We start from the raw sequence: 19,990 nt of genomic DNA, 5'->3' as shown, positions 1-19,990 counted from the left end.
AATAACCATGAAAAATATAAATGAACTGGCCCGTCCCAATGTGCTTGCCATGCATCCGTATTCTTCCGCAAGAGATGAATCCGGAGGAATAGAAGGTATTTTTTTAGACGCCAACGAAAACCCTTTTGGAAACAATAACCGTTATCCGGATCCCTACCAAAAAGATTTAAAACAAAAATTAAGTGAAATTAAAAATATTGCCACGGAAAAAATTTTTATTGGGAACGGAAGTGATGAAATAATAGATCATATTTATCGGGTATTTTGCAATCCCGGTAAAGACAAAGCCATGTTTTTCAGTCCAACTTTCGGAATGTACCAGGTAGCAGCAGAGTTGAACGATGTTACGATTGTTGATATTCCTCTAACATCCGATTTTCAAATCAATATCGAAGAAGCTCAAAAATATTTCAACGATGAAAATCTAAAAGTAATTGTTATTTGTACTCCCAACAATCCGACAGGCAATGCGATTAATCCAAAAGATATTGATTTTATACTAAAAAACTTTAATGGAATTGTTGCAATCGATGAAGCATATATAGAATTTACCGAGCAACCTTCCTATCTAGAAAAAATGGATCAGTACCCACATCTTGTACTGTTCCAAACGCTCAGTAAGGCTTGGGGTATTGCGGGAGTACGTATTGGTATGGCCTATGCTCAACCTGAAATTATTCATTTACTTAACAAAGTAAAGCATCCATATAACATCAGCGAATTGAATCAAAAGGCAGCTTTGGAAGCGCTGAATCAAAGCAGTGAATTTGAAAAAAGAAAAAAAATTATTCTTGAAGAAAAAGAAAAATTGCGTTCTGCTTTGGAAAAGCTATCGCTAGTAACGAAAATTTACCCTTCCGATACGAACTTCTTGCTCGTTGAATTCTCCGATTCCAATCAAGTTTTCCACCAATTAATGCAAGAAAGTATTATTGTACGAGATCAATCTTCCAAAATTAAAAACAGCCTTCGTATTACGGTTGGATCTCCGGAAGAAAATTTAAAATTAATTAATTCATTATCTAGGCTAAACGATACCTTATGAAAAAAGTATTATTTATAGACCGTGACGGCACTTTAGTTAAAGAGCCTCCAATAGATTACCAATTGGACAGCTTGGAAAAATTGGAATTTTATCCTCTGGTTTTCCAAAGCCTTTCCAAAATATCCCGTGAAATGGATTACGAATTGGTTATGGTAACCAATCAAGATGGATTGGGTACCGAATCCTTTCCTGAAGAAACTTTTTGGCCTTCACAAAATAAAATCATCAAAGCTTTTGAAAATGAAGGAATAACGTTTTCTGAAATTCTGATTGACAGAAGTTTTGAACATGAAAATCTCCCTACACGAAAACCCGGAACGGGAATGTTAACTCATTATATAAAAGGAAAGTATGATCTCTCCCATTCGTATGTAATTGGCGATCGATTAACCGATGTACAATTAGCAAAAAATTTAGGCTGTCGCTCTATATATATGGGAACGGAAGAAAATTCCGGTGCAGAATTACAAACGCAAAGCTGGGAAGAAATTTATCACTATTTAAAAAAGCAACCCCGAAAAGCTAAAGTGATTCGCAATACTAAAGAAACCAAAATTTCCGTGGAAATAAATTTGGACGGTTCGGGAAAAAGTTCCATATCCACAGGCTTAGGCTTTTTTGATCATATGTTGGAACAAATAGCTAAACATGGTTCTATGGATTTATATATTAAAGTAGATGGAGATTTGAATGTAGATGAACATCACACAATAGAAGATACGGGAATTGTTTTAGGTGAAGCTATTTTACAAGCACTTGGAAGTAAAAAAGGAATTGAAAGATATGGATTTCTGTTGCCGATGGATGATTGTTTGGCTCAAGTAGGCATCGATTTCGGGGGGCGTCCGTGGATCGTTTGGGAGGCAGAATTTAAAAGAGAAAAGATCGGAAAAATGCCTACCGAAATGTTTTATCATTTTTTTAAATCTTTTAGCGATAATTCGAAATCTAACTTAAATATAAAAGCGGAAGGAAGTAATGAACATCATAAAATAGAAGCTATTTTTAAGGCCTTTGCAAAATCTATCAAAATGGCTGTTAAACAAACCGATGATAATTTTGCCATTCCAAGCACAAAAGGCAGTTTATAAAATACATAAACTTATTTTTTACTTTTTACCGCTTATTTCTAAAGTTTTAAATAATTAAGTAATTCAAATATTTAAGAAAAATACATACTTTCAAAAATTATAAAAAAGGCTTGTGAAAAATGATAGCAATTATAAAATACAATGCAGGTAATATTAAATCAGTACAAAACGCACTAACACGCTTGGGGGTTGAATCTGTTGTGACCGATGATCCCAACACGATAATACATGCCGATAAAGTAATTTTTCCGGGAGTAGGCGAAGCCGGAAGTGCTATGTCATATTTACAAGAAAGAGGTATGGATATTTTAATAAAATCGATTACACGTCCTTTTTTGGGGATTTGTTTAGGACAGCAGTTAATGTGTTCTCATTCGGAAGAAGGCAACACCCATTGTCTGAATATTTTCGATGTTAACGTTCGAAAATTTCCTTCTACCGATATTGTGCCTCATATGGGTTGGAATACAATCTATGATTTGAAGGGAGAAATTTTTAAAAAAAATACTGACCATGATGATGTATACTTTTTGCATAGTTACTATGCGGATTTATGTGCAGATACTTCTGCTACCTGTACTTATATTTTACCGTTTAGTGCCGCTTTACAAAAAGACAATTTTTTTGCTACTCAATTTCATCCCGAAAAATCGGCAGATGTGGGAGATCAAATATTAAAAAGTTTTATTGAGCTGTAAGTTTCTGTTCAGATAAAAAGTTATCATTCAATCAATGGTATGTTACGAGAAAACCCTCGTAACTTTAATAAAAAATAATATAGCTGAAATAAAAAAATGAGAATTATACCCGCCATAGATATTATTAACGGAAAATGTGTACGTTTAACTAAAGGAGATTATTCTACGGAAAAAATTTATCGGGAAGATCCTTTGGATGCCGCTAAAGAATATGAGGATATCGGAATTCAATATTTGCATGTGGTTGATTTAGACGGCGCAAAATCCAACCGAATCATCAATTATAAAACACTCTATAAAATAGCTTCCCAAACAAATTTAAAAATTGATTTTGGAGGGGGCTTAAAAAGCGATGATGATTTGAAAATTGCATTTGAAAATGGAGCTTCACAAATTACGGGCGGAAGTATTGCCGTAAAAAATCCTGAATTATTTCTTTCTTGGCTTTCAACTTTTGGAAATGATAAAATTATTTTAGGGGCAGATTGTAATCATCGAATGATAGCCACCCAAGGTTGGACAGAATCTTCCTCTTTAGATGTAGTTGATTTTATTAAAGAATATGAGAAAAAAGGCATTCGTTATGTAATTTGCACAGATATTTCCAAAGACGGAACTTTAGAAGGCCCATCAAATGAATTGTATGAAGAAATCCTTCAATCGACTTCCATACATTTAATAGCCAGTGGGGGGGTGTCTTCGCTGGAAGATTTGCTTAAACTAAAGGAACTAGGTTGTGTAGGCGCTATTATCGGAAAGGCTATTTATGAAGGAAAAATCAAATTGAAGGAACTTAAGCAATTTTTAAATAACGGGTAAAGTAATTTTATTGAAACTTTGTATGGTTACTAAACAATCGCTTTAGACTTTTCATGCAAATTTTAATTTTTTAAAAAAAATATAAAAAGAAGTGCTAAAAAAACGTATAATTCCTTGTTTGGATATAAAAAACGGCAGAACTGTTAAAGGAGTAAATTTTGTGAGCCTCACCGATGCCGGAGATCCGGTAGAATTGGCTAAAGCTTATGTACAACAAGGGGCAGATGAATTAGTTTTCCTGGATATAACCGCAACTATTGAAAACCGTTCCACCTTGCTTCACTTAGTAGAAAAAATTGCTAATGAAATTAACATTCCATTTACAGTAGGAGGAGGAATAAATTCTGTGGAAGATGTATTTTCTTTAACTCAAGCCGGTGCAGATAAAGTAAGCATAAATTCTTCAGCTGTAAGAAGACCGGAATTGATTTCAGAAATTGCTTCCCGTTTCGGAAGTCAATGCGTGGTAGTTGCTGTGGATACCAAAAAAGAAAATACAGGTTGGAAAGTGTATACTCACGGGGGAAGAACCCCGACTACGATTTTAACATTAGATTGGGCAAAAAAGGCGGAACAACTGGGAGCTGGTGAAATTTTACTTACTTCCATGAATAGTGACGGCACAAAAAACGGATTTTCTCTTGATATTACGCATGATGTTGCATCTAGCGTAAATATTCCCGTTATTGCTTCAGGAGGAGCCGGTACTAAAGAGCATTTTTCGGATGTATTTTTAAACACTAAAGCATCGGCGGCTCTGGCTGCCAGTGTATTTCATTTTAATGAGATTCCCATTCCCGAATTAAAAAGATTTTTAAAAACTAAAAATATTCCTATACGATGAAATTAGATTTTGATAAAAGTAACGGATTGATTCCTGTAATTATTCAGGATGAACTTACCCTGCAAGTACTCATGCTGGGTTATATGAATGAAGAAGCCTTTGAAAAAACAAAAAGGGAAGGAAAAGTGACTTTTTTCAGCCGCTCCAAAAATCGATTATGGACGAAAGGAGAAACCTCCCATAATTATTTATGGGTAAAAAAAATTGATATAGATTGTGATCACGATACTCTTTTAATTAAAGTTTCTCCTGAAGGACCTACCTGTCATACGGGAAGTTATTCTTGTTTTGAGGAACAAAATGTAAAAGGATTTGTATATAAATTACAAAATATAATCAGTCAACGAATTGACGAAAAAGTAAACGGGTCGTATACCTATCAACTTTATCAAAAAGGAATTAACAAAGTAGCACAAAAGGTAGGTGAAGAGGCTGTTGAAGTTGTTATTGAAGCAAAGGATACGGATGATGTTTTGTTTAAGAATGAAGCAGCAGATCTGCTATACCATTACCTTATCCTTTTGAAAGCAAAGGGTTTTCAACTGGAAGATATTGAAAAAGTATTATTTGATCGAAACCATTAAATATAAGAACTGCAATTAAAAATTGCAGTTCATACTCTAATTTTTTCTATTTGTTTTTAACGCGTTGATTCATTTTCTTTCGGGTTTATGCCTTCTTTTTCAAATAAGTCTAAAAATTGATATTCATCTAATATATGTACTGTTCCCAATTGTTCAGCCTTTTTAAGTTTCGATCCGGCTTTTTCTCCTACTACCAAATAATCTAAATTTTTACTCACAGATGAAATATTTCTTCCTCCATTTTTTTCTACCAATTCTTCGGCATGTTCTCGTGTGAAAGCGGTTAATTTCCCTGTAAATAAAAAGGTTTTTCCTTCTAAAATATGAGAGATTTCTTCCTGAGAATCTTCTGTTTCGAAATGTAAACCTGCTTTTTTTAATCTGTCAATGAGAGCCAAATGTTCGGGTTTAGCAAAATATTCTTGAATGCTTATGGCTATTTTATTTCCTACATCAGCCGTATTTTCCAGATCTTCTAACGTCGCATTTTGTAACCCCTCTATTGATTTAAATCTTTTAGCCAGTTTCTTAGCCATGGTTTCTCCTATATGACGAATTCCCAACGCATATAAAACCTTCTCAAAAGGGATTTGTTTTGAATTTTCGATACCGTCAATTATATTTTGAGCCGATTTATCAGCCATTCTATCCAGTCCGATTAATTGTTCTTTTTTTAAGGTATAGAAATCCGATATATCTTTGACCAATCCATTTTCATAAAGCATTGAAACCGTCTCTGCTCCTACGCTGTCTATGTTCATGGCCCTTCTGGAAACAAAATGTTCCATTCTTCCCATCACTTGTGGCGGACAAGCCTTTTCATTGGGGCAAAAATGAGCAGCTTCTCCCGATTCCCGAACTAAAGGAGTACCACAAGCCGGACAATTTTTAATAAATTCCAGCTTAATCGTGCCCGGTTCTCTTTTATCGTAATTCACATCCACAATCTTGGGGATAATTTCTCCTCCTTTTTCTACAAAAACGATATCATTGATTCGTAAATCCATATTAGCGATAAAATCTTGATTGTGAAGAGAGGCTCTTTTTACTGTGGTTCCTGCAACTAACACCGGTTTCAAATTGGCTACCGGAGTTATTGCTCCCGTTCTTCCTACTTGATAGTCAACACTTAATAATTGTGTTTCTACTTTTTCGGCCTTGAATTTATAAGCAATGGCCCATCGAGGAGATTTAGCCGTATAACCTAGTTCTTCTTGTTCTGAAATGGAATTTACTTTTATTACGACTCCGTCTATCTCAAAGGGAAGATGATATCTTTCCGTATTCCAATGTTCAATAAAAGCCGTTACCTCTTCTAGATTGGTACACAATCGGGCATAATTCCCTACTTTAAATCCCATGTCTTTAGCATGTTGCAAAGAATTCCATTGGGTACTGTATCCTCTTTCATCAGTAAGTACATAATACAAATAGCAATCGAGGCCCCTTTTGGCTACCGCCTCGCTATCCTGAAGCTTTAAACTTCCACTAGCCGTATTTCTTGGATTGGCATAGGGTTCTAATCCTTCTTTTTTTCTTTCTTCATTGAGTTTATCCAAAGATTTTTTGGGCATGATAATCTCTCCTCTTATATAAAAACGTTGCGGATATTTACCTCTGAGATGAAGCGGAACAGATCGAATAGTTCTCACATTATGGGTAACATCATCCCCTTGAAAGCCGTCACCTCGGGTAACTGCTTGAACTAGCTGTCCGTTTTCATATAATATACTGATGGATAATCCGTCGTATTTTAATTCACATACATATTCTACTTTTTCATCTATAGATTTGGCTACTCTTGTTGCCCAATCTTTGATATCGTCAAATGAGTAACTATTATCGAGTGAATACATCCTTCTTTCATGTCTTACGGTAGGAAAAATCTTAGTTATTTGTCCTCCTACTCTATGGGTAGGTGAACCGGGACTGTCTAATTCCGGATTTTCTTTTTCTAATTGCTTCAGCTCATTCATCATCTGATCAAACTCATAATCCGAAACATCTGATTGATCTAATACATAGTATTTGTAATTTAAATCCGTTAGTTCCTTCCTTAAAAATTCAATTCTGTCTTTAGTATTACTCATATTTAGAATATTTATTCAAATTTATAAACAATGGTTGATATGTTAAATACCAATGGATACTATTTAGTATACTAAGTATTTTTTATCTATATTTTTATAAAAATCGATGCATTTTAGATTAAATTATACCAAAATACACAAATCATGCTCAATTTTCATTTATAAGGGATTATGCAAAATACATTGTATAATTTCTTTAGTTTTTATGAAATGATTTATTAATCGGGTTAGATACTAAACTTTTCGGTTACATATAAAAATATTTACATAAATTTGTTCTGTTAACATTTTTAAATAAATACTATGTCTCACGGATTATTAAAGGGGAAAAAGGGAATTATTTTCGGGGCGCTAGATTCTAACTCCATTGCATGGAAAGTTGCAGAACAAGCTCATGCAGAAGGAGCTGAATTTATCCTTACTAATTCCCCAGTCGCTCTTAGAAAAGGGGAACTTAACGCATTGGCTGAAAAAACCGGCTCTGATACGGTTCCTGCTGATGCCACTTCAATGGAAGATTTGAATAAACTTTTCGATCATGCTCTTGAAAAATTCGGAAAGCTTGATTTTATTTTACATTCTATAGGAATGTCTATTAATGTCAGAAAAAATAAAGATTATACTGATATAAATTACGAATGGTTAACTAAAGGCTGGGATATTTCTGCCGTTTCTTTCCATAAAGTTATGAAAACTGCTTGGGATAAAGACGCTATGAATGAATGGGGTAGTATTTTAGCTCTTTCTTATATTGCCGCTCAAAGAACTTTTCCCGGCTATAATGATATGGCTGATAATAAAGCTTATTTGGAAAGTATTGCAAGAAGTTTCGGTTACGAATGGGGAATCCGTAACAAAGTTAGAGTTAATACAATTTCTCAATCGCCTACTCCTACTACTGCCGGAAACGGTGTAAAAGGTTTTGGTGGATTTATTGAATTTGCTGAAGAAATTTCTCCGCTTGGTAATGCTACCGCTGAGGAATGTGCAAATTATTGTATTACGTTATTTTCCGACCTAACCAGAAAAGTAACTCTTCAAAATCTTTTCCATGATGGAGGTTTTTCCAATGTTGGAGTTAGTGAAAGAGTTATGAAACGTTTTGAAAAATAATTAGTTAATAAAATTCTATAAAAAAAGAGGCTTATTTTAAAGCCTCTTTTTTATAGAAATACTTTTATTTCAGTTTCGGTTGTAATTTAATTACTTGGTCATCATTAATATGATAGTATTTAATTACAGCGTTATAATCTTTGTAATCAATAGGCATTTTACTACTAAATGCATTACCGGAAGAGCTTCCCGGGATAATAACAATTCTAAAAACTTGTTTATTAATTAATCCAGGAGTTAAAGTCAAATCATAACTTCCACCGGCATAAATATTAAAATCTTCAATACTAAAATCATAATCATAAGAAAATTCGCTTTCAGTAATCCCATCATTATTCAAATCAACATAAAAAGTTCGAGGTATAAGTTGCCATACATCTTTACCGGAAGCATTTTCAGCAGAAAGCCTATATATTAATAAATGATCTCCGTTTATTATGGCCGGTCTAAGCTCTCCGTTGATCACCCAACCCAATTGACTGTCAAATCTAAAAGAACTTTCAATTTCAAATACTCTTGAAATTGTATCCGTGTTAACTACAACACTTCCTTTGTCATCATCATCACTGCAACTAGTTAAAAATACAGTAAAGCATAATGTTAGTACTACTATTGATACTATTTTTTTCATAAAATTATATTAAAAAACTAATTTACATATTTTTCTTATAACAAAGACAAAAATGAAGTAATTAAGTTTAAAATCGTATCTTTGCATGTTCAAAATTTAACAAGAAAATGATATTAGTCCAGAATCTAGGTTTACATTTTGCAGGATCTTATCTATTTGAAAATGTAAATTTTAGAATTAATAAAAATGATCGTATTGGATTAGCGGGTAAAAATGGTGCGGGTAAATCAACTTTATTAAAAATTTTGTCCGGTGAGCAACCTTCAACTGAAGGAAATGTTGAAAAAGAAGGAGAAGTTCGCATTGGATTCTTAAAACAAGATTTAGATTTTGAGAAAGGAAGAACCGTATGGGATGAGGCAAAACTGGCTTTCAAAGAATTAAATATAATCAATGAAAAAATTGATACAATCAATCATGCTCTTGCTACAAGGACCGACTATGAATCTGAGGAATATCACAAGCTTATTCATGATTTAACCGATCTAACCGATCGATTTTCTCATTTAGGCGGCTACAATATTGATGGAGAAATTGAAAAAATTTTAAAAGGGTTAGGTTTTAAAGAATCCGATTTTAATAGGCTTACTGATGATTTTTCGGGAGGATGGAGAATGAGAATTGAGTTAGCTAAACTCTTATTGGAAGAAAATGATGTGCTGCTTCTTGACGAGCCTACCAACCATTTAGATATTGAATCCATCATTTGGTTGGAAAGTTTTTTAATTACTTATAGCGGAGCGGTGGTGCTGGTATCACACGATAAACAATTTTTAACCAATGTTACCAATCGAACCATTGAAATTTCCAATAAATCCATTCAAGACTATAAGGCTAATTATACCAAATACCTTATTTTAAGACAAGAAAGAAAGGAAAAACTTCTTCAGCAACAAAAAAATCAAGAACAAGAGATTAAGCGTACAGAACAATTAATCAATAAGTTCCGTGCTAAAGCTACTAAAGCCTCTTTTGCTCAATCTCTTATGAAGAAATTAGATAAGGTAGAACGCATTGAGGTGGAAGATGAAGACATAACTCGTTTTAATATTCGTTTCGAACCGAGTATTACTCCCGGAAAAATAATTTTTAAAGCAGAAAATTTAGGTAAATCTTTCGATACTCATACTATTTTCGAAAATGCCAATTTTTACATCGAACGTGGAGAGAAAATAGCTTTCATCGGTCAAAACGGTCAGGGAAAAACTACTATGGCTAGAATTATGGATGGCTTATTATCTTATCAGGGTAAACTTGAAATAGGCCACAACGTTCAAATTGGATATTTTGCTCAAAACCAATCCGAAGAGCTAAATGCTTCTAAAACTATCTTAGAAGAAGCTGAAGATTCTGCTACAGAAGAATCTCGTCCTAAAGTTCGAGACTTGTTAGGGTCATTTCTTTTTCAAGGAGATGATGTACATAAAAAAGTGTCTGTACTTTCCGGAGGGGAAAGAAATCGATTGGCTTTATGTAAATTACTTCTTCGACCTTTCAATACGTTGATAATGGACGAGCCTACAAATCACTTGGATATACAATCTAAAGCGATATTAAAACACGCCTTAAAGAATTTTACGGGGACACTGATTTTAGTATCTCATGATCGTGAATTCTTAGATGACTTAGCTGACAAGATTTTTGAATTCAGAAATGGAGAAGTAAAAGAATTTTTAGGTAATATCAATGAATATTTAGAGTATCGTAAAAAAGAAAATATGAGAGAAGTTGATATCGAAAAATCAACTACCCGTAAAGTGACTTCAGAAAATACACCTACTAAAGCTTCTCAGGAAAAGCAATTTAAATCGAAAGAACAAAAATCGTTAGAAAATAAATTGTCTAAACTTGAAAATGACATTGAAAAAACAGAACAAAAAATTTCTGCTTTTGAAGATTTATTTAGTAAAGAAAACCCAAAAGAGGAAGATATTAAGGAGTATTCTGAGTTAAAGGAAAAGCTTACCCGAATTACTCATGAATGGGAGAACATGTTTTCTCAATTAAACGGATAGGTATGGTATGATTTCCTTTTAAAGGATAGTTACCTATTATAAATGAAAGTAATTATATTTTGCAATTAACCCTTTGTTCATCAGTATAATAAAACTCTATGTAAAGGGTTGTTTTTTTACCTTAATTTTTCAATTATTGGACTATAGAATTAAATTTAAATTAATAGTAACAGATTAAAGTAGGAATCTTTAAATTTGTTACTTAATTTCTTAATTTTAATTCATTTTGACTATAATAACTTTTACAATTATTCTATTTTTTGGAGCAATTGCAGCGGGTACTCTGGGTTCTCTTACCGGACTTGGCGGCGGAGTAGTCATAATTCCTCTATTAACTTTGGGTTTTGGTGTTGATATTAAATATGCTGTTGGTACCGCATTGGTTACTTCGATAGCTACTTCTTCGGGGGCCGCAGCTGCTTATATTAAAGAAGGAATGACTAATGTGCGTATTGGAATGTTTCTTGAGATTGCTACCACCCTGGGAGCAGTTTTAGGTGCCTTACTTGCTGTTTTTCTACCTACTTCCGCAATTTATATAATTTTAGGTTTTACTCTTATCTTTTCATCTGTCATGACTTTAAGAAAGAAAAATGCATCTATAGATTATACTGCTCCGGGGAGTAATTTAGCTACAACATTGAAATTAAACGGAACATATCCTACTCCTGACGGAATTAAAAAATATAATGTTCGAAATATTGGTGCGGGTTTTTCTCTAATGACGATAGCCGGTGTGCTTTCCGGTATCTTAGGTATTGGATCGGGAGCGCTTAAAGTATTAGCTATGGACACGGCTATGAAAATACCTTTTAAAGTATCGACTACTACTTCTAATTTTATGGTAGGGGTTACTGCAGCCGCCAGTGCAGTTATTTACTTTCAAAGAGGTCAAATTGATCCTTTTCTTGCCATGCCTATAGTGGTAGGGGTTTTGTTTGGAGCTTTTCTAGGTTCAAAAATATTGATGGCTATAAACGTTCAGCTGTTACGTAAAATTTTCAGTTTGGTTATTGCTATTCTTGCAATTCAAATGATCTATAGAGGATTGGAACCTTCATTGATTAAATGGTTTCCACATATCAATTTTCCTAAACTTTAAGCTGAGTGGGTTATGAGTAATTTATTTTCGAGAAAATTTTGGGAAGAACGTGATGTAGAGCTTTATATTGGTAAGTTGCTTCGTTACGGAGTTATTCTTTCTTCTATTATTACTATTACCGGCGGAGTAATTTATATATCTCAACATCCGGATCAACAACTCAATTTTAAAACATTTGTAGGGGCCCCAAATTATTTGAGGGAATTATCTACTTTATTACCCGCTGTTTTAAAATTGGACGGATTAGCAATCATACAGCTGGGAGTTGCCGTTTTGATCGCCACTCCTATTCTACGGGTTGCTTTTTCAATAGTGGCTTTTGCTATTGAAAAAGATCGAATGTATATTGTTATAACCTGTATTGTTTTAGCTATTATCTTATCAAATATGATTTTTGGTCTGGAAGGATAAAAACTAACCGAAAATTCTAATTTACTAATCACTGCTTACTTATTTTCATGCAGCAAAAAATTAAACATATAGTCTCCGAAAGTACCTTTTTTATTTTTGGTTTTTATTTTAGTCGTGGCTTACGTATTGCTCTTGCTATTGTAATCCCCCTACTCGCCGGATGGTTTTTTAAGAGACCCGATATTGGTATAGTTGCTTCTTCCGGAGCTCTTGTAGCCGGACTGGGAGATAATCCCGGATCTATTCGTGTTAAATTTTATACTCAATCTATTGCCGCTTTATTTTACTTTTTAGTGGTTTTTGTGTGTCAGTTGTTGATATCGCATGAAATTATTTTCGGTATTTGGATTACTTTGTGCGGCTTTTTCTTTTCCATGTTTTTTATTTACGGCTCCCGTGCGGTTAGTGTAAGCACCTCTTCTTTATTATGTGTGGTCTATGCATGTAGTTTTGAAGCTAACCATATCATAACTAATACGTTGGGAATGATGATGGGTATTGTATGGTATGGATTTATTTCATTGGTTTTATGGAGAATTCAACCGTATAGGGTGATTGAACAAAAAATTAGTGAAAATATTAAACTTTTAAATGAGTATACAGAGCTAATACATGAGTACTTTTTGTTAAAAATTAAAAATCCTGCTAATAGTCAAAAACAAACAGAGATTTTAAATAAGCTTTTTGAAAAACAAACAAAAATACACAGTACTCACGAGGATATCCGAGAAAATCTTTTTAAACTGCGGATTAATGCAAAAAGTTTTTCTGCAAAAGGTAGAAAAATGACATTAATTTTCAGTGCATTAATCGATCTGTATGAACAACTTTTATCATTAAATTGTCAAGATGACAAGTTGATTCAATCTCTGGTTAAAAGTGGGCTAAAAAGGGATTTTGAATATCATTTATCCAATATGGAAAAAATCCTCTATGAATTAAGTTGGTCTATAAACTTCCATAAAAAGGTCACTGTAACTATTGATACCGCTCCACTGGATCGTTTTAAAGAAAAAATACTTTCGATTGAAGAAAAGGAAAAAAATAATGAGAAATCCGTTATTGATATCAATGCTTTAAAACATGTTCGTTTTATTTTTAAATCATTTTATAAACAAACCGGTTTTATTAAATCACTTATCAACGGAGAGTTTAGATCGGAGAGAAAACAATATGAGGATTTGGATTTGGAAAAGTTCACCAGACAATATAATTATAGCTTTTCTACATTTAAAGCTAATTTAAATCTTAAATCCAACATTTTTAAACATGCTTTACGAGTAAGTGTCGCCATATCGGTTTCTTATATAATTTGTACTTTACTTAAAATTGAGTATTTTGCTTGGGTATATTTAACCATCATTTTAATTTTAAAACCTTTTTATGGAAATACGAAAAACTCTTCTATTCAAAGGTTGCAAGGTACTCTAATCGGGGGAGTATTAACGTTGGGTCTCCTTCTTGTTACGCATAACATTTATGTGATTTCTATAATAACTTTTATTTGTATTGTGGGCGCTTATAGTTTTATACCTATCAGTTATAGAACGGGGGTTGCTTTTGTTACCATATTTGTTATACTCCTGATTTTTCTGGAACACAGTGGAAGCGATGGTTGGACAAATATTTATCATCGTTTGGGAGGTACAACGATTGCCGTTGTAATCAGTTTTATTTTAAGTTTTTCTTTTCTTCCTACTTGGGAATATAAAAATCTTCCTGTATTGATTGAAAAGTTATTGAAATATAATTTAGATTATTTTACAAAAATAACTTATAATTTATTGAATGTTGAAAAGCTTTCTGATACCGATATAAAACTGTCCAGAAAGGATGTTTTGTTGGGAACTTCCAATTTATCAAGTACTTTTCAAAGAATAGTATCAGAACCTAAAATTTCAAAAAATTACAAATCCGATATATATAATATTCAAACTTTTATAAACCTTCTTTCTACAAGAATATCATCCCTTAGATCCTATATTAATGAAAACAGTAAAGCATCAGATATAGATAAACAGTTGATCTCATCTATTGAAAATACTTTAAATAAATGTTTATTAAATATCAAAGGGTCTTCCTTTGATTGTGATACGGAATGTCAAGAAAAAGAGGAAGAATTAAATATTTTGGCAGATGATCAATCATTAATTTCTTACCAGCTTCGGGAAATTAATCTTTTATCACAGCAAATTTATTCCTATATAAATAAGCTTAATAATTTTCAGGAGTGGAAAGATTCTAAAAGGGATTTTACTATTTAATGAAATTCGCAAAACCTTTGTAAGCATACATAATTAAAAGGTAACGAAATAGTTTTCCGGCTAACATAGACAGGGATACGATATAGACATTGGATCTCATATATCCTAAGGCTACAGGTATGATATCTCCAATAATGGGTAAAAAAGAAAAAAAGGAAATATATGCTCCTTTTTTATTTAATCTTTGAGTGGCTTTATCAATTTTTGTTTTATTTATTTTTAAATATTTTTCAATCCATTCAATTTTACCCAGCCTTCCCAGGTAGTAACCGGTCATTCCTCCTAACCAGTTTCCAATGGTAGCTATCAGAATACTTATCCATGGATTCCCGCCCATAATGAGTATTCCTGTAAGAACAGCTTCAGAGCTAAAGGGTAAAATGGTTGCTGCGAGATAAGAAGCAATAAATAATCCTATATATCCATAGTCTACTAATCCGTCTAACATATAAAATTACTTATTTTACATTTATAAAATCTATCTTATCATCTTTTATCCTTTCATAAATTAAGTGATAGGCTTTTTCTTTGAGTGATTCTTTCGTTTCTCCATTCGGATACAATATTTTTACACGCTCTACTTTAACTTTACCCGGATATCCTAAATTAAATACAAATGGAAACATATTTTTTAGATTATGAAATGCATATACAACAATAGGACTATTACAATAAATTGAAGCTATAAATGCTCCATCTTTAAATTTTTCCAATTTTATTTTTCTCTTGGGAACCCCTCCTTCCGGAAAGATAACCACATTTTTATTTTGTTGGGTTAATTCTTTTTTTACGGCAGAAAAAACTGCTTGTTTGCTTTGTCTACTGGATCTATCTACCAGGATGGATACTTTTTTATAAATTCTTCCGAATACGGGATATTTTTCCAACTCTTTTTTTCCTACAAATATAATTGGATGATGAGGGTGAAGTACATACATTAAGACCACGTCTATTAAGGAAGTGTGATTGGCAATAAATATGTAATTTTCTTTAGGATCTAAATTTACTTCCGAGAGTAATGAATAGGTAAATCCTGATCCATAGAAAAGCACCCATCCCCACATTCGCATAAAGAAGTAGGTTAGCTTATTATTTTTCTGATAAGTCATCAGATAAATTACCACACCAATGGTAAGTGTGCAAAGGGCAGCTAAAATATAAAACCAGATTCTCCAAAGTATGGTAGCTACAGTCCTAAGATATTTCATATTTAATCTATATGAACTTCTAAGAGTTTTGTTGTTTGTACAAGGGGTTTTACTTCAACATTCTCAACTTCCGCAGGAAGCAACACCGTATTCCCTTTTTTAAGGGTTACGGGTAAGGTCTTATTCAATAGGGTGCATTCTCCTTCTAAGCAAATCAGTATACGAAATGAATTGGACAAGTTATTTAAAATTTTATTTTCTGTAACTTCCATTGATGAAACCGTAAAATATGGAGATGCTAATAGTGTTGTCTCTTTTGCATCTTTATCATAATATGAAAATGGATCTTCAACAAAAGTATAATCCATTACCTCTTTAGCTTGATCGAGGTGTAATTCTCTTTTTTTTCCGTCCTTATCAATACGATCATAATCGTAGATTCTATACGTCACATCTGAATTTTGTTGGATTTCAACTACTGAAATTCCTTTTCCCATAGCATGAACTCTACCGGACGGTATATATATAACACTTCCGTTGTCAGGGTGTATTTTTCTGAGGATTGTATCTAAAGTATTTTTTTCAATATTTTCCGTGAAAATAGTCTTATTTGTTCCTTTTTCAAATCCTAATATAATCTCTGAATTGGGCTCTGACTCCAATACATACCACATTTCCGTTTTCCCGAAAGAATGATGGTGAGCTGCTGCATACTCATCATTTGGATGAACTTGAACAGATAAGGGTTGAGCTGCATCTAAGAATTTAATGAGTAAGGGAAATTTATCTCCATATTTCTGATATACTTTTTTCCCTACTAAACGGTCTTTATACTCTTTGATTAAATCGTCTAAATTTTTACCCTTTAGGCTTCCGTTGCTAACTATACTAACATATCCCGGAACAGTTGAAATTTCCCAGCTTTCTCCCAGTTTTTCTTCCTTACTTTCTTTACCGAATTGTTTTAGTTTATTTCCTCCCCATATTCTGTAATGGTAGGAAGGTTGAAATACCAATGGATATAGTGACATATTTATGTTAATTTATATGCAAAAATACAATTTTAAAATTTTATTTATCTTATTTTTAATTTAACTTAACGTAAATAGAAAATCAAAATCTTCTTGAGAGCCCAGTTCTTTAATGGGTTGATTGTATTTAAAAATTCTTGCCGTTTTTTCTCCTATCAACTTTAACTTTTCATTTTCATAATGCAACATAGTACCTTCTCTTAATCCTACTACATATAAATTATGATTTAAGGTTATAAACTCTCTAATTCTTTGTTCACGGGTTTCTCCACCAAAATCGTCAGGATGTGTATCTATATAATGGGGATTAATTTGAAAAGGGATCAAATTTAAGGTTTGGAAATTTTCCGGTTCAACTATTGGCATATCATTAGTTGTTCTCAAGCTGGGACATGCAATATTGGATCCTGCACTCCAACCTATATAGGGTATTCCCTCTTTAACTCTTTCTTGGATAAGCGAAAGTAATTTTTCTTGTTGTAATTTTTTTACCAAATTCCAGGTATTTCCCCCTCCTACGACAATTGCTTCTGCCCTTTCTATCGCTTCTTTTGGATCTGAAAAATGATGTATACTTTTCACTTCTATACCTATTTCTTTCCAGGCTTCATTAACTTTATTTTCGTATTCCTCATACGAGAAAGTTACTGCTGCAAAAGGTATAAATATAATAGTTATTTTTTCAGTACCCAGGAATGATTGTACTTGTTTTTTTGAAAATTCAAGATATTTTTCTCCAACATTAGTGGAATTACTGAGTAATAAAAGCTTCATTTTTTTACTATTACCAATCATTATTAAAATAAATAATTTTTCTTTATTTATTACTTAAAATAAATCATTATGAGAACGTTAATAGCTATAACTAATGTTATAATTCAAGTAATAAATTGTTACATTTTAAAGTCAAATATAACTAGAAATTAACTCAAATTCCATTTTATGAATTGAATAAATAAATTTGAAGTAGAATATGGTTATTTCAACTCGTTAAATTTTTATTACTGTTGGTTACAAATATCATTTTATCAATTTAATTTTATATATAATTTTGAAAAAAATTATTTAAATGTATACTATTAATTCTTTGGCAGAGCGATTATTGGGTAGAAAATTAACTAAAAGTGACGGAGTTAAGTCTTCGGAACTCGATAAAGTTGAAAGTAAATTGGGTTTCACACTGCCTGATATTATTCGTGATCTTTATTTGATGACCGGAAAAAATGGAATGTTGATGGAATCATTCAATCGTTTTGCTTTACCTACGCAACTTCAAAGAGATGATAATAAAATAGTTTTTTTAGAAGAAAATCAAAATATATGCTATTGGGGATTTGAAATTGATCCGGAAAATACTAATCCAAAAGTATATCAACTGTTAAATGAAAATGAATGGTATGAGGAACAAATTCCGCTGATTGAATTTTTAAAAGTCATGTTGTATTATCAATGCGCTCAAGGTGGATATGAATATTTAGGAATTTCCAACATTTCAGAAGAAGATTTTGAAATTTTCATCCATACGGAATGGGAAGATGTGGTAAGGTATAACGGTTTACAAATTTATTGGAAACCGGATTGTTTACTTTGGTATGTTTACAATAAAGAAAATATAAGAATCGAGGATATTTATTTTTCTGCAAGATCTGAAGAAGCATTCCTTACGCATGCACAAAAATATGAATTGGAAATTATTTAATATACAATTTGCTACGCAAGTGGTTTACTAGACCTATGATTTATTAAAACAAATCTATTGTCCACAAATGCGTAATAAATTTCATATAAATCTGTTTTTCAAATTACCAAAAATTAAGATAAATGTAAATAATGTATTTTAGTTTTATCTATTTAGTAATTTATTTTATAAAATTCTTTTAAAATTGCAATGATTTAATTTATTTTTTGAATATTCTTATTTCTAAAAGTAGTACTTTTACAAAAAAGGTATTTAATGGCAGTAAAAATAATTAATCAGTCCAATTATGAATGGATAGACCTACTCAATCCTACGAAAGAAGAAATGCAAAAAATTGCGGAAAAATGCAATCTTAATTTCTATAATCTTGCAGATAGTTTAGAGCCTAATCATTTACCAAAATTTGAAACTGAAAATGGCATTAACTTCCTAATATTAAGAGTAGTACATAAAGGCGATAAAAAAGACACCAATATTGAAAGTCTTTCCAACAAAATTGCCGTTTTTTTTAATGATTCTTTACTCATTACTATACACCGTATTGAAATGCCCTTTATCGATGATATTGCCAACAAATGTCAAAGTATGGGACAAACTTTCTCGACAAATATGGTGATTATAAAAATTTTAAAAAGTGTATTACAAACTTATAATGATTCCATATTACACATTATTAATAGATTGGAATCTTATGAAAATAAACTTTTTTTAAAAGATCCCTCTTCCAAAGTTTTGCAAAGCATTTATTCTTTAAAAAGAAAAACCAATCTTTGTACTAAACTTTTAATTCTTTCGGATGAGGTGATTAATTCTATTAAACCCTCTAAGCAAGAAAAGGCTGCCCATCAAGATGCTAAGGATTTATATCTAAAGTTAACAACTCTTTATGAACAAGTCATAGACGACCTCAATAATTTACTCAATTTATATATTTCCCTATCTTCCCAAAAGAGCAATGAGATAATGAAAACTCTTACTATTTTCTCAATATTCTTTATGCCCTTGACATTTATTGCGGGTATTTACGGGATGAATTTTCATTATATGCCTGAACTGGAATTTAAATTGGGGTATCCGATCATATTATTGATTATGTTTATTATTACCCTGATTATCTATTATTGGTTGAAGAAAAAAAAATGGCTTTAAAACTTTTTCAAAAAATTTCAATTAATTTGATTTAAGTATAACGATCTCAAAACAATTTCCAATTTGTGAAATTTTACTTTTAACTCTTTTTTTATAATCATTTAAGGTTTTTAAATATTTTTTTATCTATAAGATAAAATAATACAAGAGGATTTTAATGCTGGCGAGTCAAATAACTATGAAAAGTTATTCTTTTAATTTTCTATAGGTTGAATCAAAACTAATTATTTTTCCTAGTAAATAATTGAAAAGACTA

The 19,990-nt window shown here is 32.0% G+C and carries 19 protein-coding genes; 13 read left to right on the top strand and 6 right to left on the bottom strand.

Annotation, left to right across the window (positions count from 1 at the left end; translation table 11 throughout):
* The first annotated feature begins 7 nt into the window (after positions 1-7).
* From hisC to hisIE, 6 genes are all read left to right on the top strand, one after another.
* Complete coding sequence (gene hisC, locus J3U20_RS04435) at positions 8-1,045, top strand: histidinol-phosphate transaminase (protein WP_160541797.1); 1,038 nt, start codon at positions 8-10, stop codon at positions 1,043-1,045.
* On the top strand, positions 1,042-2,136 hold the full coding sequence (gene hisB, locus J3U20_RS04430; RefSeq protein WP_160541796.1) for a bifunctional histidinol-phosphatase/imidazoleglycerol-phosphate dehydratase HisB: 1,095 nt from the start codon (positions 1,042-1,044) through the stop codon (positions 2,134-2,136). Before hisC ends, hisB begins: the two co-directional genes overlap by 4 nt.
* Positions 2,137-2,255: 119 nt before the next feature.
* Positions 2,256-2,834: an imidazole glycerol phosphate synthase subunit HisH gene (hisH, locus tag J3U20_RS04425; protein ID WP_160541795.1), complete on the top strand. Its 579-nt coding sequence runs from the start codon at positions 2,256-2,258 to the stop codon at positions 2,832-2,834.
* 96 nt (positions 2,835-2,930) lie between these two features.
* Positions 2,931-3,653, top strand: a complete 723-nt coding sequence (gene hisA / locus J3U20_RS04420) for a 1-(5-phosphoribosyl)-5-[(5-phosphoribosylamino)methylideneamino]imidazole-4-carboxamide isomerase (RefSeq protein ID WP_160541794.1) — start codon at positions 2,931-2,933, stop codon at positions 3,651-3,653.
* Positions 3,654-3,744: 91 nt separating this feature from the next.
* Positions 3,745-4,497 carry an imidazole glycerol phosphate synthase subunit HisF gene (hisF, locus tag J3U20_RS04415; protein WP_160541793.1) on the top strand — a complete coding sequence of 251 codons (753 nt, stop codon included), beginning with the start codon at positions 3,745-3,747 and terminating at the stop codon, positions 4,495-4,497.
* A complete protein-coding gene (gene hisIE, locus J3U20_RS04410; RefSeq protein WP_160541792.1) occupies positions 4,494-5,081 on the top strand; it encodes a bifunctional phosphoribosyl-AMP cyclohydrolase/phosphoribosyl-ATP diphosphatase HisIE in 588 nt (195 codons plus the stop codon). The genes hisF and hisIE overlap by 4 nt, the downstream gene beginning before the upstream one ends.
* 56 nt (positions 5,082-5,137) lie before the next feature.
* Here hisIE and ligA read toward each other — a convergent pair whose 3' ends face one another.
* Positions 5,138-7,171, bottom strand: a complete 2,034-nt coding sequence (ligA, locus tag J3U20_RS04405) for an NAD-dependent DNA ligase LigA (RefSeq protein WP_160541791.1) — start codon at positions 7,169-7,171, stop codon at positions 5,138-5,140.
* 303 nt (positions 7,172-7,474) lie between these two features.
* On the opposite strand from ligA, the gene J3U20_RS04400 reads away from it, so the two are divergent.
* The gene (locus J3U20_RS04400; protein ID WP_105296681.1) at positions 7,475-8,284 is read left to right on the top strand and encodes an enoyl-ACP reductase FabI; all 810 of its coding nucleotides are present in this window, start codon (positions 7,475-7,477) and stop codon (positions 8,282-8,284) included.
* Positions 8,285-8,348: 64 nt separating this feature from the next.
* Here the strand turns inward: J3U20_RS04400 and J3U20_RS04395 are convergent, their stop codons facing one another.
* Entirely contained in the window at positions 8,349-8,915 is a 567-nt protein-coding gene (locus J3U20_RS04395; RefSeq protein WP_160541790.1) for a hypothetical protein, read from the bottom strand.
* A gap of 107 nt (positions 8,916-9,022) precedes the next feature.
* Between J3U20_RS04395 and J3U20_RS04390 the strand changes: the two genes are divergently transcribed.
* The 4 genes from J3U20_RS04390 (at position 9,023) to J3U20_RS04375 (ending at position 14,707) form a co-directional block, all read left to right on the top strand.
* Positions 9,023-10,930, top strand: coding sequence for an ATP-binding cassette domain-containing protein (locus J3U20_RS04390; RefSeq protein ID WP_160541789.1), 1,908 nt, complete (start codon positions 9,023-9,025; stop codon positions 10,928-10,930).
* Between the two features lie 226 nt (positions 10,931-11,156).
* Positions 11,157-12,032 carry a sulfite exporter TauE/SafE family protein gene (locus tag J3U20_RS04385; protein ID WP_160541788.1) on the top strand — a complete coding sequence of 292 codons (876 nt, stop codon included), beginning with the start codon at positions 11,157-11,159 and terminating at the stop codon, positions 12,030-12,032.
* 12 nt (positions 12,033-12,044) lie between these two features.
* Positions 12,045-12,443, top strand: a complete 399-nt coding sequence (locus J3U20_RS04380) for a DUF1634 domain-containing protein (RefSeq protein WP_160541787.1) — start codon at positions 12,045-12,047, stop codon at positions 12,441-12,443.
* 47 nt (positions 12,444-12,490) lie between these two features.
* Positions 12,491-14,707 (top strand): FUSC family protein, encoded by a 2,217-nt coding sequence (locus J3U20_RS04375; protein WP_160541786.1) that lies wholly within the window; start codon positions 12,491-12,493, stop codon positions 14,705-14,707.
* On the opposite strand, the gene J3U20_RS04370 is transcribed toward J3U20_RS04375, so the two are convergent.
* Genes J3U20_RS04370 through pepE form a run of 4 tightly spaced genes read right to left on the bottom strand, consistent with a single transcriptional unit; the run spans position 14,700 to position 17,660 of the window.
* The gene (locus J3U20_RS04370; RefSeq protein ID WP_160541785.1) at positions 14,700-15,155 is read right to left on the bottom strand and encodes a YqaA family protein; all 456 of its coding nucleotides are present in this window, start codon (positions 15,153-15,155) and stop codon (positions 14,700-14,702) included. The two genes, J3U20_RS04375 and J3U20_RS04370, sit on opposite strands and share 8 nt — an antisense overlap.
* A gap of 10 nt (positions 15,156-15,165) precedes the next feature.
* Positions 15,166-15,915: a lysophospholipid acyltransferase family protein gene (locus J3U20_RS04365; RefSeq protein ID WP_255448159.1), complete on the bottom strand. Its 750-nt coding sequence runs from the start codon at positions 15,913-15,915 to the stop codon at positions 15,166-15,168.
* 2 nt (positions 15,916-15,917) lie between these two features.
* Positions 15,918-16,886 carry a type I phosphomannose isomerase catalytic subunit gene (locus J3U20_RS04360; protein WP_160541784.1) on the bottom strand — a complete coding sequence of 323 codons (969 nt, stop codon included), beginning with the start codon at positions 16,884-16,886 and terminating at the stop codon, positions 15,918-15,920.
* 60 nt (positions 16,887-16,946) lie between these two features.
* Positions 16,947-17,660: a dipeptidase PepE gene (gene pepE / locus J3U20_RS04355; RefSeq protein WP_160541783.1), complete on the bottom strand. Its 714-nt coding sequence runs from the start codon at positions 17,658-17,660 to the stop codon at positions 16,947-16,949.
* Positions 17,661-17,955: 295 nt separating this feature from the next.
* Here pepE and J3U20_RS04350 point away from each other — a divergent pair, with 295 nt between their 5' ends.
* Together J3U20_RS04350 and J3U20_RS04345 are read left to right on the top strand one after the other, a co-directional pair.
* Complete coding sequence (locus J3U20_RS04350; RefSeq protein WP_160541782.1) at positions 17,956-18,585, top strand: SMI1/KNR4 family protein; 630 nt, start codon at positions 17,956-17,958, stop codon at positions 18,583-18,585.
* 255 nt (positions 18,586-18,840) lie between these two features.
* Complete coding sequence (locus J3U20_RS04345; RefSeq protein ID WP_160541781.1) at positions 18,841-19,734, top strand: CorA family divalent cation transporter; 894 nt, start codon at positions 18,841-18,843, stop codon at positions 19,732-19,734.
* Positions 19,735-19,990: the final 256 nt, after the last annotated feature.

Source organism: Apibacter sp. B3919 (assembly GCF_026537405.1).
In the GTDB taxonomy this organism is placed as follows: domain Bacteria; phylum Bacteroidota; class Bacteroidia; order Flavobacteriales; family Weeksellaceae; genus Apibacter.
Note: the sequence above shows the minus strand (reverse complement) of the source record. Positions and strands in the feature narration are given on the sequence as shown.